Here is a 15,847-nt window from a genome sequence, read left to right as displayed (position 1 = left end):
CCACAGTGCTTGTCTTTATTATATCGCAGGTAGCTACTCCTGCAAATATAATCAAAAACTTTAAGAAAGGAGATATAATTAAAACCACCCCTTTCGAGATGGTTTAATTATACGTGATTATTATGAAAGCAGAATTTAAAAATGATTATATAAAAATAGGATTGAAAATAGCGTACTATAGAAAATTAAAGTCTTTAACCCAAGAAAATTTAGCTGAAATACTGGGATGTGAAACATCTTTTATCGGACAAATTGAAGCCCCGAACGTATATAAATCAATATCCTTAGACACTCTTTTTTTAATTGCCAAAGCACTGGAAATTCCTGCTTATAAACTACTGTATTTTGAGAATTAAAATTTATATCAGAATAATAAAAAGCTCTGAAAATTTCAGAGCTTTTTTCGTTTCTATTCCCTCGTCAAATTCTTCAAATGCTTTTGATACAGAAAATAAAAGATGAGCAGGCTGGCGAGAAAGGATACGATCTCCGCTGTTGGAAAGGCCAGCCAGGTATAGTTCAAGCCAATTCTGGAAAACAGGTAAGCGCAGGGCAATATGACAACCAGCTGACGGAGCACCGATATCAGCAGGCTCTTGCCGCCCATTCCCACTGCCTGGAACAGGGTGGAAAACAGGATGCCGAAGGCGGCCGGCACAAAGCATGTGCAAATAATGCGCAGCGCTGGAATTCCCGCATCCAGCATTGCAGGGGAAGCGTTGAACATCATCAGCAGCGCCTTGGGGAACAGCAGGAACAAAATCGTGCCCAAAAGCATAATGCAAGCGGCAATGATACAGCCGTATTTCAGCGCCTGCATCAGTCTCTTTTTGTTTTTGGCGCCGTAATTATATCCCATGATGGGCATGACTCCCTGCGTCAGCCCGAATACCGGCATAAAAATGAAGGACTGCAGTTTATAATAAACGCCCAGTACCGCTACGGCAGCTTCGGAAAAGCTGATCAAAATTTTGTTCAGCCCCACGATAAGCACAGAACCGATCGCCTGCATGATAATCGCGGGAAATCCCACGGAATAAATATCTTTGATTGTTTTCATTCTCAGTTTAAAATTTTTAAAACTGATATGCACCTGGTGGGACTTTGCAAAGGCGATATAAATACTGAAAAGCATGGAGAAAATCTGTCCCAGCACTGTTGCAAGAGCAGCTCCGGCGACTCCCATCGCCGGGAATCCCAGTAAGCCGAAAATCATAATCGGATCCAAAATGATATTGGTAACCGCCCCGATCAGCTGAAAAATCATGGGGTAGATCATATTTCCTGTGGCCTGAAGCGTCTTCTCAATATTTACTTCGATAAACACGCCGAAAGAGCATATGGTGACAATTTTGGTATAGATAATCCCCATCTGGGATACCGTTGGATTCTCTGTGAAATTATGAAAAAACAGTTCGGTAAAAAAGATGCCGAACAGTGCAAACAGCACCCAGCTGGCAACCGCAAGAACGATTCCGTGGGTTGCGGCATGATTTGCCTCCTCCTGCTGCTTTTCCCCAAGCCGCCGGGAAACCAGTGAATTGATGCCTACCCCGGTACCCACAGCCACGGCAATCAGCAGCATTTGCACCGGAAAAGCCAGAGAAACCGCCGTCAGCGCTTCCTCCCCGATCTGGGCAACAAAAATACTGTCAACCACATTGTACAGGGATTGAATCAGCATGGAAAACATTGCGGGTATCGACATTGAAAAAATCAGTTTCAAAACAGGCATACTGCCCATCTTATTCTCTTGTACTCTCTCCATAGTATTCTCCTTTTTATTCTTATTCTTGGAAAAGGGCAATCGAACTTTGCCCTTGAAAGAAATACAAGGATAGGCGAAACCTATCCTTGATTTATTGTACTATGATATTTATCAAAAAGCAATCGTCATTGTGCTCAAATTTTCGAAACATCGGTGTCAACCGCCAGAAGCCGAACCGTATTCGGGACGCTGACACGGGCGTCATAATAGTAAACTTTACCGTTCCCCAACATAATCTGATATGCCGGAATTGCATCCGCTGACATGACAAAATCATTCTTCGGAATGTAATATCCCAAATTGACCTCCAAAATCTCCTGGGGTGTCTGATCGTTTAATTCCGGATTGCTCAGAAGCTCCAACAGAATATTCTGCGAATTCAATATTTCATACTGCATGTCCAGGGGATTGGTCTCATTGACCGCCAGAAGCACGCCCTTGATGCTGGTGATGCCAGTCTGACAAACAATCACCTGCACCGCCGAATTAAAAACAGAAAAATCCCCGTATTTTAAGTTGTACACCAACACAAGATGATCCGAAGAATTGTGGAATCTGCGTACACATTGCAGAGTATCCTCCGGAATGCCAAGCCGGGTCAGTTCTTTGGAAACCTTTTTCTCCGCCCGCTCCTCACTGATGTCCTGATAGGAGAAATCCTGCGGATCGCTGTCGATATATTCCACCTCACTGCGGTTGATGAGAAGCGTCTGGGATCCTTTTTTAAATTCCCTTTCATTGACGGTAGTGTACCCATCCTTTAAAAAATTCTCCGCACAGCTTTTATTGTCCCCCGCAAGATTTAAGAGCTCCACACTGTGAAGCTTGACCGGCGTTTTTTTGAGCGCATTCTGTGCCAGATTCATATTGTGCTTTTCCAGCACCTGCGTCAGTTGCTTGACATCCGTCTCTGATTTCGATTTTAGAATGGAACTGTATGTCAGGAACAGAAACACATTGAGAAGCAGGAATACGATAATTAAAATAGTTTTCGCTTTTGCCCAGTTCATACTTTCTCTCTCCTAATCCATACCCGTTAAGGGCGTCCTTCTTTCAATGGGGGCTTTAAGCATTATGGAGTCGAACACAATATGGTTTCCACAGGCAAATTTCCCGCAATCCTGCGTCAAAATGCTCGTCAATCCGTCAGGATGATCTGCGCCTTTTCCTTGTCTTACAAAAAATTTGCTCTGTGGAAACTCTTCGACCCTGCATGCAGGAAAAATTTCGTTTTTTTGGTGCGTAAGGGTGCAGCAAGGCTGACGCCTTGCAAGACCGACAATCCGAAAAGGCGAAAGTTTAACAAGTGCAGGGCATATAGGGTTCGACTCCCTAATGCTTAACCATTCCTCACGTTATCTCAGCCGATGACATGAAACAATATATTTTCCCCGGTGGACAGGTTGAAAACCCATTTGGGGAGCACAATGCCCCTGTCGCCATCATACTCATACACCAGATAAAAATCGTCAATCTCCACATTCTCCCATGCACCTTGGTACACGCTGTAAAACCCATCCATAGCCTCTATCGTGGACACACTGGCAACCACCTGGTCCGTCGTGCGGTAATTGACAAACATCTGCCGGTAAGAAATAATATTATTCTTCTCCACCACAACTTCAACAGAATTTTCCATCACTTCACCGTTTGACAGCGTTTTGCGGATCATAACAGGGACGCCGTCGGCAAGATAGTTAAAAGTAAATTTATACTTATCCTTACCAATCTCGGATACATTGTGATAAACAAGAGTATTCGTGTTTCCCGGAACAATGCTGTTGATCAAATTTACAAAATCCCCTACGCTTTTTACCAAATCATATTCACCGGATGCATTCTTGTCCAGCTTAATTCCCTTCTCCGCATTGGTTGCGGAGTATTCCATGAGCCCTCCCGGATTTATTTTCAGCGTAGCAAAATTCTCCACATAATTATAGGCGCCGACACTATCCGTAAACCGTCTGGCCGATCCCAAATTGATGGAAAATTCCTCAATCAGCCTGCTCAGCGTTGCGGCTGTTTGACTGTCACCGACATGAAGCAGGATTTCTCCCTCCACCGCTTTGATATTTGCTGGTACAAGGGAAATGATGGCATAAGGATCGATGGGAAGCCTTGTTCCGGTTTCCTGAGACAGTTTGTCGAAATTGCTCTCAAAGGAAAAGGGGTAATTGTTGCTCTGCACTCCTCCGGTAACCGTATCCCCCGCTGCGGAAGAAGCTTTTTTCGCCAGTTCTGATATGTCTCCTTTGGCCGTGAGCTGATAATTTTTCCCAGTTGTGCTGTCTGTTAAAAACAGATTTATTTCCTGCGTACTGTTTCCCAGGGAAAATACAAGATGTTTAAACTCCTTAATCGGATTTAACTCCCCCGGAATATTTTTACCGAAATAAGCCCCTACCATTTGGAGCGAGATATCATCGTAGTAATCAATATAGACCGATGCCGCGCGGTATGCTTTCTTCAGCTCTTCCTCACTGATTTCAGTAACTGTGGAATCCTCTATAAAAATTTCGAGAATATCCTTCACTTGATTGTTGATCGACGAAAAATATTCTGAGCGGGACAGAACCAACTCCTTTTTGCCGTTTATATTGATTCGAATTTGTTTGGGATAAAACAGCTGATTATAATGAAAGACAGTACCATCCCCTCCCGTACGGAAATAGGATAGGATCTTTCTTCCTATAGATGAAAAAATATTTTCCTCATAAGGAAAAGAATTATAGCCGTTTGGCCATAATTCTTCTGAAAACCATATATTCCATGTCAAGGTCATGCTTGAAACAATCAGCAAAACCAAAACCAGGTTTTTCATATTTTCCTTAAACTTCATACTAATATCCTAATCTGCTTTTTCAAAGTTAAAAGAATTGATCAGATCCAGCAGATTGGAACTCAGAACAGTGATGGTGAACCGATACTGCTGACTGGATTCTCCGTAATCCGCGCGGAGGATCAGATGATTTTGCCCTCTGTAAAGCGCAACCGGTTTCACAAACATGCCGGAACTCCCAACTGTCCAAGACACCGGAGCACCGTTGGCATACATCATATTATAGCCGTTCCCGTCAAAACGGTACAGTGTCAAGGTCGCGCCTGCAACCGCATATCCGGAAATATTATGCACCGCATCATAAGATGAAATGGTGGAAGACGCAGGGTTTGTCACCGTCACAAGCCCGCCGCCGTAACTTCCGCCGTATGTACTATAAGGCGCGGCAAAAGCAGTCAGTGAAAAAACAACAAATATAACAGCCATAAGCATTGATATCTTTTTTAACATAATTTCGCCTCCTAACATCAATCTCAGGATTTTCAAAAGGAAATTCCTCTATTCTATCTTGATATTATTATACACGATCTTATATTACATTGCAATTACAAAAGCATTACATTTGAACCCAACCGTCAGAAAGATATAAAAATGGTTTTGCACGCCGCTTTTAACAGCCCGAAAGCCTCTGTTTCAGCGTTTCAAAGATTAAAATACCAGCGGCGACAGAAGCATTGAGTGAATTAATCTGCCCCATCACAGGAATCTTTACCAGAAAATCGCAGCCTTCCCGAACCAAGCGGCTGATTCCGCTGCCCTCTGAGCCAATCACAATGCAGACGGGGCCTTTCAGATCCGCCTGATAATACATCTGATCTCCGTCCGCCTCAGCACCGAAAAACCACAGACCTTTTTCCTTCAGCTCCTCCATCGTGTTTTTCAGGTTGGATACCTTTGCAACCTTTGTATAATTCACTGCACCGGCGGACGCCTTATACACTGTGGCGTTTACCCCGGCAGCGCGATGCTTGGGAATGATCACCCCGTGGACTCCCGCTACATTGCAGGAGCGGATGATTGCGCCCAAATTATGCGGATCCTCAATCCCGTCCAGCATCACCAAAAAGGGCGGCTCTCCCTTCTCTTGCGCTGTCTGCAAAAGATCATCCACAGAACAGTATTCCGTCTGGGAGATGACAGCCAGCACGCCTTGGTGCGCACCGTTGCCGCTCATGAAATCCAGCTTCTTCCCGTCGCAGGCGGAGACAATAATCCCTTTCTGCTTTGCCGTGCGCATAATCTGCTGGATAGGCGGCGTATTCAACTCCCTGTTGACATATAGCTTCTCCACCTGTGCATCCGATTTTAATAGCTCGGTGACAGGGTTTCTTCCAAAAACTTTGTCCATTTTTCTATACTCCTGTTTTCTGCTGTCAGCGAGCCTGCAGGTACTCTACAGCCGCTGGAAGCTGGGTGTCATAAATAAACGTCGTGTTCAGCGCTTTCTCCCTCAAATAGCTCTGGGTAGTAATGTCGCAAACCCCATAGGGATACAGTCCAGCACTGGCCTGAAACTGTTTCACGGCCCCAGCGGTGGCTTCATTGTAATTTTCATCCACCTCTCCTACCGAGAAGTTTAAAAGATCCAAAAGAAATTTCACACTCTTTACATCCGCGCCCGCATCACCCGTCTGAAGCACCCTTTCAAAGGTGAGTTCCGGCAGTTCTTCCAAAGTATACTGCTTTCTTGCGTTTTCCACAACCTGATCCGGGCGGATCCCCTTGTGGTGGATAAATTCTCCGTTGGGAGTCAGATACGTCTGCATTGTGATTTTCAGCGCCCCGCCGATATCGGCCAGAGGCAGAATCCCCTGAACGGTTCCCTTTCCATAAGTGCTCTCACCAAGAATATAACCCGCTTGATTGTCTTTGATGGCTCCCGTCACAATCTCGGAAGCGGAAGCCGTGTATTCATTGACAAGCAGGCATAGATCAAACGAATATTTCTTTGCGGAGGCGGTGTATATCTTTTTATCCTCCTCTGTCTTGCCCTTTACGGTGACAATTGTTTTATCCTCATCCAGAAACAAATCCGCTACTTTCACGCCGGCCGCAAAAACGCCGCCGCCGTTGTTTCTGAGATCCAATATCAATTTACTCACCTGCTTTTGCTGCAGTTCCTTCAAAGCCTCCTCCACCTGTTCCGGCGTGTTCGACGCAAAGGTTTTGATTTTGATATAGCCGATTTTCCCGTTGATGACGGATTTTTCTACCGATAGTTCCGGAATGGCATACCGCTTAAGGGTCACATCCCGTTTCAGATCGTTTGCAGATAAAACAGTCACCACAACCTCAGTGCCGATTTCCCCTTTCAGAAAATCGGTAGCTGTCAAAGCGGCTGCTCCGGTCACGTCCTGCCCGTCCACCGCCACAATCTTATCACCCGGCACCAATCCGGCCTGGGCTGCAGGAGAGTTCTCCAAAATAGTCACGATATCAACAAATCCGTCCTTCACCGTTGCGGTGATGCCAATGCCTCCCGTCTTCCCCTCCAGCTTATTCATCATTTCATTGTACTCGTCCTTGGGAATGAATGTACTGTTCGCGTCAACCGTGCCTGCGATTGCCGCCAACACCTTGTTCAGAGATTCCTCATCCTCACTGGCAAGCTTCACCAAAGCGTCATACATGATTTGCTCACTGGTCTTTTCGGTAATGGACAAATTTTCTGTCAAAGTCAGAACGGTATCCACATAACGCTGTATTTCCTCGATTGTCCTTTGGAGCTCCTGGGCATGAATACTTGTGAATGCAAGCATAAAGCACAGAAGGAGACATAGAATTGTCCTCTTTCTTCTGTTTTTCAATTTGTTCATGGTTGCCTCCGTCCTGCTGCAGGCACGCCTGCAGGCTGTTTTGCCCTTTGCCATGGCAAAAAGCATATATCGCGTCCTAATCCTTCTCCCAGAGGAGAAGACGGCGGCTGTGATAAGACTATGACCTTATCATAACAACCGCATCCGGTGTTTTTTTATAATTCGTCAGATAAAGGGTCACTTGCTTATCCAGCAGGGTTTCATTGACCTTATCCCGACTGATTCCATCATCGGCAAAACAGGCTGGATTCCCAATGATTTCATAGCGTTTCAGTCCATCCTGTGTCTGAAGCAGCAGGCTCTTTTCCTGCTCAGAATAATAGTACAGCGTGCCTGTCACAGTCCGCATTTCCTTTATGCTGGATAAGTTTAGATCACAGGGCAGTTCCAGAGGACTGACTGCGATAATAATCTCCCCGTCATAGGTGACAGAGACCCTGCCGTCCGGAAGAGATACCCCCTCTATGGCAGTCAGCTCTCCATCGTCAAATGCGAGCTGTGTCTTTTCGGAAAACCGGTATGCATTCGCCGTTTTCAGCGTCATACCGTGCCGTTTTAAAATGTCAAAGTAAAAGTAGTCCAAGGTATCAAAAAGCTGCTCATAGGTGACATATTCCGTCTCCGCAGCGTAATTGCGCTCGATCAGTGTTGTATCCATCCCGCAGAAATTCCAGAGCATATCCATCAGGACCGTATGCCGCACAGCGGAATTGCCATAGATATTCATGTCGCCCTGAGACACAGAAAACAGCCTGGAAAGAATATAGGTCATGTCATAGAAAGCCACTTCACCTTCCCGGTTCAGTTCCATATCCCTCACAATGTATTGATAGGCCGCATTGGCAGCCGTTACATTACCTTCCGTATCTGTCATGCTCTTGCTGTTCACCGGTGAAATGAGACATAGTGCCGTGCAGAGCATCAGACATACGAACTCTTTTACCGGCATCACGGTTACATCCTTTCCGGCGCGGTGATGCCAAGCAAATTCAGACAGTTGCGAATGACGATACGGGTCGCCTGCACCAGCTGAATGCGGCTCTCAAAGAGCGCTTTGTCCTCGCACATAACCCTGCACGCATTATAAAAGGTGTGGAAGGCGGAAGCCAACTCCATCACATACTTTGTCATCTTGGAGGGATCCAGAGTAAGAGCCGCCTGACTGATTTCCTCCGGGAAATAGGCTAGCTTTTCCATCAAGTCCAGCTCTTCCTGCTCCTTTAAATTGACAAGGGTACCGTCCGCTGTTTCCACTGAGACTCCCTCATCCCTCAGATGGCGGAGAATACTGCAGATCCGAGCATGGGCATACTGCACATAAAATACCGGATTTTCGTTGGATTTGGATACCGCCAAATCCAGGTCAAAATCAAAGTGAGAATTTGCCTGGCGCAGGTTAAAGAAAAACCTTGCCGCATCAATATCGATATCGTCAAGAAGATCGGATAATGTGACGGATTTGCCGGACCGTTTGGACACCCGGTAGATCTCTCCGTTCTTATACAGTCTTACAAGCTGCATCAGGATAATGGTAAGCCTGTCCGGATCAAGACCAAGCGCTGTAAACACACCCTTCATTCTGGAAACATGGCCGTGATGATCGGCACCCCAGATATTGATCATCTGGTCAAAGCCCCTGTCGGCTTTATTTTTATGGTAGGCGATGTCCGCGGCAAAATAGGTTGGGAAACCGTTCGCACGGATGAGAACATCATCCTTCTCCGCACCAAATTCCGTCGACTTAAACCAGACAGCGCCTTCCTTTTCATAGGTGTATCCCTTTTCCGTCAGCTCCCTGACCACCTGGTTGACTGCGTCCGCTTTGTGAAGATCGCTCTCATAAAACCAGACGTCATAGTGAATCCCATACCGTCCGGTGTCCTCCTGCAGTTTCTCAATATTCCGCTTCAGCGCATAGTCCGACAGCGTCTTTTTCCTGGTCTCTTCATCCATAGCCTTGAGCTCTTCCGACCCGAACGCCTGGATATAATCCTCCACGTGCTGTTTGATGTCATCCCCGTGATAGGCGTCCTCCGGGAATTCCACCGCGTCCTCACCGTATACTTTTTGCAGGAATCTCGCATTTAAGGAAACGCCGAATTTCTCAATCTGATTGCCAGCGTCGTTTACATAAAACTCTTCGGTGACCTCATATCCCGCCCAGCGTAAAACGCTGGAAAGGCAGTCTCCGATAGCGCCTCCCCTTGCGTTTCCGATATGCATCGGACCGGTGGGGTTTGCTGAGATAAACTCCACATTGACCTTTTTGCCCGAAAACAGATCGACTTTCCCATAGTCTTTATCTGTTTTTAAAATATATTTCACAGTATCATGCAGCCATCTCTTTGAGAGGTAAAAATTGATGAATCCAGGACCCGCGATTTCAACCTTATCCGCAGCACCGCCGGACAGAGCCATCCGGTTTGTGAGAATGCCGGCCGCTTCCCTGGGTTTCTTTTTCCACTGTTTCGACATCTTCAACGCAAAATTTGTTGCAAAATCCCCGTGATTTTTGTCCTTGGGCATTTCGATCTCAATTTCGCCCGGTTCCGTTTCCGGAAGTTCGCCTGCGGCAACAGCCTTCCTCCACGCCTCTATGATTATTTTTTCCAGTTCCAGCTTGACCTCTTTTACAGGATTTTTCATCAGTCCCCGTTAACCTCCTTGAATGTAACACATATATTGTTGTGGCTTGTCACAATATCGTTCAGCTCCACATCATATTTTAAATCCAGTCTGCCGCTGGTTTCATTCACCCGGATATCCGCGCTTTCCGATATCACTCCCACCGTGAATCCCCCGTATGGTGTCTCATAATGCCCGATATGCTTTTTCCCCTGTTCAATGACCATCTGAGAATTATTCTTTCCAAAACGCGTAATCGTCACCCGGCTCGGCTCGATTTTCAGCGTGGTAGTCGTATCCGGCATACCGCTCTGATCCGCCTCTTCATACTTTATGTAATACTTGCCTTGCTTTTCATAAAAATCTCCGGTTGTCAGAAATTCCACCGCATCCATCTGATTTTCTTCGTAATGGTTGCTTCCCTTAACGGTGATAAGCACCTGCTTTTTCATTGTACCCTCTCCCATTCTTGCCTGTCCCATTTGAAACGTCTTTCGCATACAATGGTCATCCCCCATTTTATGCCTCCGCCCGAACAACGGAGGATTACCACTCTTCAATATTTGTTTTTTCAACCTGCCCGTCTATCTCTTTTTCCAGAAATAAGGAACCAAGCGCTTCAAACTGTTCGACAGCATCGGTAACATAGTAGTCGTTTTTCCCGCTTTTATGACCATGATTGAGCAGCCCGGCTGTCTCCATGTCCCTCTTGACCGCGTCCGCCGTAACGCTTCCAGAATCAATCAGAGATACATCTGAGCCCATTATAGCAGATATCGTCTCATAAAGCAAAGGATAATGTGTGCAGCCGAGGATCAATGTGTCAACCCCTTTTTCTTTCAAGGGAAGCAAATACTCCTTTGCGATGATATTCGTCGCTTCACTTCTTAGATATCCGTTTTCCACCAAAGGGACAAACATCGGACATGCCTGCGTGTAGGTCTGCACCGTCGGTTCCAACCGGTGCAGAATTTTTTCATAGGATCCGCTGTTGATGGTTCCTGCGGTACCGATCACTCCCACTTTTTTGTTTCTTGTCGCTCTCAGCGCGGCCTCCGCGGCAGGCTTTACAACGCCGATAATCGGAATATCAAACTCTTTTTGCACAATGTCCAGCGCCACGGAGCTGGCTGTTCCGCAGGCAATGATGATTCCCTTGATGTCATGACTCATTAGAAAACGGATGTCTTGACGGACATATTTCAATATCGTTTCATCCGAACGGGTGCCGTACGGCACCCTTCCGGTATCGCCGAAATAGATCACATCTTCTGCCGGAAGAATCCGGTTAAATTCTTTTACGGCGGTCAAACCGCCCAGGCCTGAATCAAAAATGCCAATTGGTCTTGCGTCCATACTGTGCTCTTCCTCCGTTCTACAGGCTCGCCAGTTCAAGAAGTCTCTCCACCACCCGGGTATATGACATCCCTTCGCTGACCCACATTTTGGGATACATGCTGATATTGGTGAAACCTGGCAGAGTGTTCAATTCATTTAAGTAAATCCGGTTATCATCCCGGTTGACAAAAAAGTCAATCCGGCACAAGCCCTTACAATCCAGCACGTTATACGCTTTTAAAGCATAGCTGCGGATTTCATTTGTCATTTTGTCCGAGATGTCCGCCGGAATATGGTAAGCCACCCCGTCGCAGTTCACATATTTGGTATCATAGTCGTAAAATTCATTGTTTGAGACAATCTCCCCGGGTCCCGCACAGGAGATCATCTGGTTTCCCATGACTGCCACCTCGATCTCGCGGCAGTTTATATATTTTTCAACCATCACTTTACTGTCATACAAGAAAGCTTCCTCCACGCTTCTGCGAAGCTCCTGCGGACCGTCCGCTTTGCTTGCCCCCACCGAGGAACCGGCATTAACCGGCTTGACAAAGCAGGGAAAATCCAGTTTTTCTTTTACCTCTTGCTCCACGGTTTTCCACTCCGGAAAATCCTTTTTGGTGTAATACAGATAAGGAGTCTGCGGAATGCCGTGATATTCCAGAACCATTTTTGCAAATACTTTATCCATGCATACCGCAGAAGATACCACATTCGAGCCCACGTATGGAATTCCCGCTAAGGTCAAAAGTCCCTGCACGGTGCCATCCTCGCCGTTTTTTCCGTGCAAAACTGGGAAGCATTTGTCGATATGTATTGTCTCATAACTGTCCCTGTTTAAGACAACAAGACCACTCTGCGACTTGCTGGGAGACAAAAACGCCTCCTTAAGCGTATCGCTTTGCTCCCAGGTGCCGTCCTTGATTTTTTCCGTTCCGTCTTGATATAGGTACCACTTGCCTTCTTTGGTGATACCGACGGTTATAAGATTGTATTTCTCTCGGTTTACCGCCTCAATCACATTGGAAGCGGACATTTCGGAAACCTCGTGTTCGGTAGACTCTCCCCCGAACAGCAGCAGCAAATTTTCCTTTATCATAATTCTTCATTCCTTTCAAGATAATTGACACGCTCCCAACAATCCTTATTCCCGGAACGACCAGTTCTCTATATTATGATATATGCTGAAAGCAGTGGGATTAAGCCCTTTTTTTAATTTCGATGTGCTCAGCAGGTTCGTTTTGGTATAGTACAGGCTGATGTGAGGTACATTCTCCTGGAAATTCTCCTGCAGCCTCTGAAAATAATTTACTTTTTCTGTTCCGTCTGTCTCCCCGATATTTTTCAATATCAGGTCGGTCATATCATCGGAATAATTACATATATTTTTTCCTGTGGCCAGAAAAGAGGTGAAATCATAGTCAAACCCCATCACCGTATTGATCAGCACCGCGTCAAATTTTCCGCTGCGGTAATCCTTCTCGTAGTCGGCAAAGTTTTTTTCTATGACGTTGACCTCTATGCCAAGGTAGCTCATATCCTCTTTTATATTAGCGGCAAGCTGCTTTTTAAACTCACTGGTATTGTTTATGAGCAGAGAAAACTTTAACGTCTCCTTCCGGCTATCGCTCTTTTTTAAAAGCCCGTCGGCAGGATCGGATTCCCAGCCGCTCTCTTTTAACAGAGCCTTCGCCTGTTCCACGTTATACTCGCTCTTCACGTTCTGATTTACCAGATAGGATACCGGATTCACAGGAGTCTCCGCCTTCACCGCGTGAGAAAACAGGACATCGGTTATCAGCTTATCCCGATTGATTCCCAAAAGAATGGCCCGGCGCACATTGACATCCTGAAAAATAGGATTGTTCATCTGGAACAGCATGCATCCATATTCATTGCCAGTATACTCTATTGTCGCAGCGCCGCTCTTGGACACTGCGCTGGTGCTGTTATCCAGAATGTCCTGCATATAGACATCCGCCAGCCCGCTGGAATAGGCGTAATTCGCCGTTTCCTTGTCGGGAACCAGCTGAATCTCAATCCGCTTTACTTCCGGATTTGCCTTTTCAAAATAGTTATCGTTATAGGCGAGAGTAATCTTTTTCCTCTGCACGTAATTTTCCACCTTATATTTTCCCGTTCCGTTCATGGAAGTGTCACCGGAATTCAGCATTTTGGCGCTCACAATGGGAAATGTGAGCTGTGCCTTAAAATTCTGGGCAGGTTCCTTCAACTGGAAGCGAACCGCCTCGTCTCCCTGTCTGGAAACGGAGGCGATATTCCTCACATGATATCGATAAGAGGTCTCGTTTTTCAATAAAAATTCCACTGTGCTGACCACGTCCGATGAGGTGAGCAGTGTTCCATCGTGAAAAGTGACGCCGGGTTTCAGCACAACCGTATATTGCCGATCACTGTTCATGGTGATTCCTGCCGCCAGACTTTCCGTAGGCTCAAATTTTTCATCAATCCCGTAAAGACTGTCATAAATCAGCGAGAACATCTGTTGATTCGTCGTATTTTTGGAAAGCAGAGGGTTCTCGGATTCAAAGTTATAGCCTAGAAGATAGACCGTACCCGACGTCCCTGCCGGCGTCTGAGTACTCATCAGCAATCCTGTGGTCTGCCCCTCCTCCCCGGCACAACCGCAAAGCAGCAGAGCGAAGAGAAGTGTGCAAATGACTTTTTTCATATCGTTTACTCCATTTCATTCAATAAGGGGCGCAGCTTCGTCATTGTGCGGCAAAAGCCGCCATACAAGCATTTCAGCCGAGCAAAGCGAGGTTACCGCACAATAAAAGCCGCCATTCTGCCGGCCTCTTTCCCCTGCCGGCGGAAGGAATAGAACAATTCCTCCCTGCAGAAGGTACAATCGTTCGAGACATCCATATTCTTTTCCGGTACCCCTTCCCGCAGAAGAATTTCACGGTTTACGCCTTTTAAATCAATATGATATTTTCCATTTTCTTTCTTCTCAGCAAAAGATTCCATCGGAAACAGTTTTTCAAATTCCTCCGCCACCTCCGCTGACACTTCGAAACAGCATTTCGAGATACATGGACCGATTGCGCAGAGAATGTCTTCTTTGGGAATACCGTATTCCCGGTACATTTTTTCTACCGCATTTTTTGCAATCTTCTGAACCGTCCCCCGCCATCCCGCGTGAACCGCACACACCGCACGGTTCTTTTTGTCGGCCAGCAAAACCGGTGTACAGTCAGCTGAGAAGATGACAAGCGGAATATGATTTTCGCCGCAGATTAAACCGTCCGCATTTTCAATGTCGGACTCCCGCAGAATGCCTTTGCCGCAGTCAGCCTCCTCCACATCCCGGACGATCGCTTCATGTATCTGGGTGGATTTTACCATCCGTTCCACCGGTTCACCCAGAATTTCCCCGGCAATTCTGTAATGGGACAGGATTTCCTCCCGGGTTTCCCCGTAATGAAATCCGAAATTGACCGGACGCTCCAGCCCGTCGTGTTTTATGGTAGAAAAGAAATGACGGATGCCATATTGATTGAGAAGCTCAGACTGCAGATAATGGTACCCGTCCTTTTGCCTTAATAATACTGCGCACATCTCTCAATATCTCCTTTTATGGTACGAACCAGCTCATCGGGTCCGGAAAACTTCCGTTCTCCCCGCAGAAAGTGATACAGGAAAATCTTTGCCGTTTTATTATATACATCCTGATGAAAGTTCAGAATAAATGTCTCCGAAATTTTTTTCTTTTCCTGAAAGGTCGGCGCTGTACCGATGTTGGTGATGCTTTCATAGATTTCGCCATCTATCTCGGTCTTAGAGGCATAAACACCATTTTGCAGTTCTATCACACAGGGATCAATCGGAACGTTGATGGTTGGCATCTTTAAAGTCCGCCCAATCTGATTGCCCATACGGACAAATCCAGACAGTGCAAAGGGTCTGCCCAGCATACGGTTTGCTTCGTCGATTTTGCCCTCCCGAAGATATGCGCGGATCCGTGTGCTGGATATGACCTTAGCCCCCTCCTTCACCGGAGGAACAATGGAAAGACCGTAGCCATATTTCCGCGAAAAAGCTTGGAGTGCCCTGGTGTCCCCTTCCCGGTTATGCCCAAAACGAAAATTGAATCCACAGACAACATGGCGTGCATTCAGTGCCCCCTTGAGAGAATGCGAAATAAATTCCTCCGGGTTTTCTCCGCGAAGCTTCTCGTCGAACAGAAACACAAACACAAAATCCATCTGTTCTCCCAGCCCGGAAAGCTGGATGTCCAGCGTATCGATGCAATTCTTTTCCCGTTTTGTCAGAAACGTAGCAGCCGCGGACCGGAGACCCTTCTGTTTTGCAATTCGAACCGTTTCCTCCAGCAGCGCCTGATGTCCTCTGTGAACGCCGTCAAACATTCCAAGGCATACGCAGCAGGGTTCTTTACTGACAAGAGGCAGTTCGGAATTGACTAAAATAATTCTCATA

The 15,847-nt window shown here is 46.4% G+C and carries 15 protein-coding genes; 1 reads left to right on the top strand and 14 read right to left on the bottom strand.

Going from position 1 to position 15,847, the window contains the following annotated elements; genetic code table 11:
- Positions 1-122: 122 nt before the first annotated feature.
- A complete protein-coding gene (locus KQI32_RS10120; protein ID WP_177691973.1) occupies positions 123-356 on the top strand; it encodes a helix-turn-helix domain-containing protein in 234 nt (77 codons plus the stop codon).
- A 53-nt stretch (positions 357-409) separates the two neighbouring features.
- Here the strand turns inward: KQI32_RS10120 and KQI32_RS10115 are convergent, their stop codons facing one another.
- The 14 genes from KQI32_RS10115 to KQI32_RS10050 all read right to left on the bottom strand — a co-directional run bounded on the left by KQI32_RS10115 (position 410) and on the right by KQI32_RS10050 (position 15,846).
- A complete protein-coding gene (locus tag KQI32_RS10115) occupies positions 410-1,768 on the bottom strand; it encodes an MATE family efflux transporter (RefSeq protein WP_216424891.1) in 1,359 nt (452 codons plus the stop codon).
- A gap of 134 nt (positions 1,769-1,902) precedes the next feature.
- Positions 1,903-2,778, bottom strand: a complete 876-nt coding sequence (locus KQI32_RS10110; RefSeq protein ID WP_177691975.1) for a hypothetical protein — start codon at positions 2,776-2,778, stop codon at positions 1,903-1,905.
- 350 nt (positions 2,779-3,128) lie between these two features.
- Entirely contained in the window at positions 3,129-4,607 is a 1,479-nt protein-coding gene (locus KQI32_RS10105; protein WP_216424890.1) for a hypothetical protein, read from the bottom strand.
- A gap of 9 nt (positions 4,608-4,616) precedes the next feature.
- A complete protein-coding gene (locus tag KQI32_RS10100; RefSeq protein WP_177690318.1) occupies positions 4,617-5,057 on the bottom strand; it encodes a hypothetical protein in 441 nt (146 codons plus the stop codon).
- A gap of 160 nt (positions 5,058-5,217) precedes the next feature.
- Complete coding sequence (gene rlmB, locus KQI32_RS10095) at positions 5,218-5,955, bottom strand: 23S rRNA (guanosine(2251)-2'-O)-methyltransferase RlmB (protein WP_216424889.1); 738 nt, start codon at positions 5,953-5,955, stop codon at positions 5,218-5,220.
- 25 nt (positions 5,956-5,980) lie between these two features.
- Positions 5,981-7,423 (bottom strand): S41 family peptidase, encoded by a 1,443-nt coding sequence (locus tag KQI32_RS10090; RefSeq protein WP_216424888.1) that lies wholly within the window; start codon positions 7,421-7,423, stop codon positions 5,981-5,983.
- Positions 7,424-7,541: 118 nt separating this feature from the next.
- Positions 7,542-8,372, bottom strand: a complete 831-nt coding sequence (locus tag KQI32_RS10085) for a hypothetical protein (RefSeq protein ID WP_216424887.1) — start codon at positions 8,370-8,372, stop codon at positions 7,542-7,544.
- Between the two features lie 5 nt (positions 8,373-8,377).
- Positions 8,378-10,069, bottom strand: a complete 1,692-nt coding sequence (argS, locus tag KQI32_RS10080) for an arginine--tRNA ligase (protein ID WP_216424886.1) — start codon at positions 10,067-10,069, stop codon at positions 8,378-8,380.
- On the bottom strand, positions 10,069-10,548 hold the full coding sequence (locus KQI32_RS10075) for a DUF1934 domain-containing protein (protein WP_177690307.1): 480 nt from the start codon (positions 10,546-10,548) through the stop codon (positions 10,069-10,071). The genes argS and KQI32_RS10075 overlap by 1 nt, the downstream gene beginning before the upstream one ends.
- A gap of 46 nt (positions 10,549-10,594) precedes the next feature.
- On the bottom strand, positions 10,595-11,404 hold the full coding sequence (gene murI / locus KQI32_RS10070; RefSeq protein ID WP_177690305.1) for a glutamate racemase: 810 nt from the start codon (positions 11,402-11,404) through the stop codon (positions 10,595-10,597).
- Between the two features lie 19 nt (positions 11,405-11,423).
- On the bottom strand, positions 11,424-12,485 hold the full coding sequence (locus KQI32_RS10065; RefSeq protein ID WP_216424885.1) for a D-alanine--D-alanine ligase family protein: 1,062 nt from the start codon (positions 12,483-12,485) through the stop codon (positions 11,424-11,426).
- Between the two features lie 45 nt (positions 12,486-12,530).
- Positions 12,531-14,078: an ABC transporter substrate-binding protein gene (locus KQI32_RS10060; protein WP_177690301.1), complete on the bottom strand. Its 1,548-nt coding sequence runs from the start codon at positions 14,076-14,078 to the stop codon at positions 12,531-12,533.
- A gap of 92 nt (positions 14,079-14,170) precedes the next feature.
- Positions 14,171-14,968, bottom strand: a complete 798-nt coding sequence (gene pgeF / locus KQI32_RS10055; RefSeq protein WP_177690300.1) for a peptidoglycan editing factor PgeF — start codon at positions 14,966-14,968, stop codon at positions 14,171-14,173.
- Positions 14,950-15,846, bottom strand: a complete 897-nt coding sequence (locus tag KQI32_RS10050; protein ID WP_216424884.1) for a bifunctional riboflavin kinase/FAD synthetase — start codon at positions 15,844-15,846, stop codon at positions 14,950-14,952. Before KQI32_RS10050 ends, pgeF begins: the two co-directional genes overlap by 19 nt.
- Between the last annotated feature and the right edge of the window lies 1 nt (position 15,847).

The organism is Acetivibrio sp. MSJd-27, assembly GCF_018918095.1.
Lineage (GTDB): Bacteria > Bacillota > Clostridia > UMGS1840 > HGM11507 > HGM11507.
This window is presented reverse-complemented; position numbering and strand designations above follow the sequence as displayed.

Coding starts and splice junctions, on each gene's coding strand:
- KQI32_RS10050 (WP_216424884.1), bottom strand. CDS start 15,846: ATGAGAATTATTTTAGTCAATTCCGAACTGCCTCTTGTCAGTAAAGAA.
- KQI32_RS10115 (WP_216424891.1), bottom strand. CDS start 1,768: ATGGAGAGAGTACAAGAGAATAAGATGGGCAGTATGCCTGTTTTGAAA.
- rlmB (WP_216424889.1), bottom strand. CDS start 5,955: ATGGACAAAGTTTTTGGAAGAAACCCTGTCACCGAGCTATTAAAATCG.
- KQI32_RS10085 (WP_216424887.1), bottom strand. CDS start 8,372: ATGCCGGTAAAAGAGTTCGTATGTCTGATGCTCTGCACGGCACTATGT.
- pgeF (WP_177690300.1), bottom strand. CDS start 14,968: ATGTGCGCAGTATTATTAAGGCAAAAGGACGGGTACCATTATCTGCAG.
- KQI32_RS10075 (WP_177690307.1), bottom strand. CDS start 10,548: ATGCGAAAGACGTTTCAAATGGGACAGGCAAGAATGGGAGAGGGTACA.
- murI (WP_177690305.1), bottom strand. CDS start 11,404: ATGGACGCAAGACCAATTGGCATTTTTGATTCAGGCCTGGGCGGTTTG.
- KQI32_RS10060 (WP_177690301.1), bottom strand. CDS start 14,078: ATGAAAAAAGTCATTTGCACACTTCTCTTCGCTCTGCTGCTTTGCGGT.
- KQI32_RS10105 (WP_216424890.1), bottom strand. CDS start 4,607: ATGAAGTTTAAGGAAAATATGAAAAACCTGGTTTTGGTTTTGCTGATT.
- KQI32_RS10110 (WP_177691975.1), bottom strand. CDS start 2,778: ATGAACTGGGCAAAAGCGAAAACTATTTTAATTATCGTATTCCTGCTT.
- argS (WP_216424886.1), bottom strand. CDS start 10,069: ATGAAAAATCCTGTAAAAGAGGTCAAGCTGGAACTGGAAAAAATAATC.
- KQI32_RS10100 (WP_177690318.1), bottom strand. CDS start 5,057: ATGTTAAAAAAGATATCAATGCTTATGGCTGTTATATTTGTTGTTTTT.
- KQI32_RS10090 (WP_216424888.1), bottom strand. CDS start 7,423: ATGAACAAATTGAAAAACAGAAGAAAGAGGACAATTCTATGTCTCCTT.
- KQI32_RS10065 (WP_216424885.1), bottom strand. CDS start 12,485: ATGATAAAGGAAAATTTGCTGCTGCTGTTCGGGGGAGAGTCTACCGAA.
- KQI32_RS10120 (WP_177691973.1), top strand. CDS start 123: ATGAAAGCAGAATTTAAAAATGATTATATAAAAATAGGATTGAAAATA.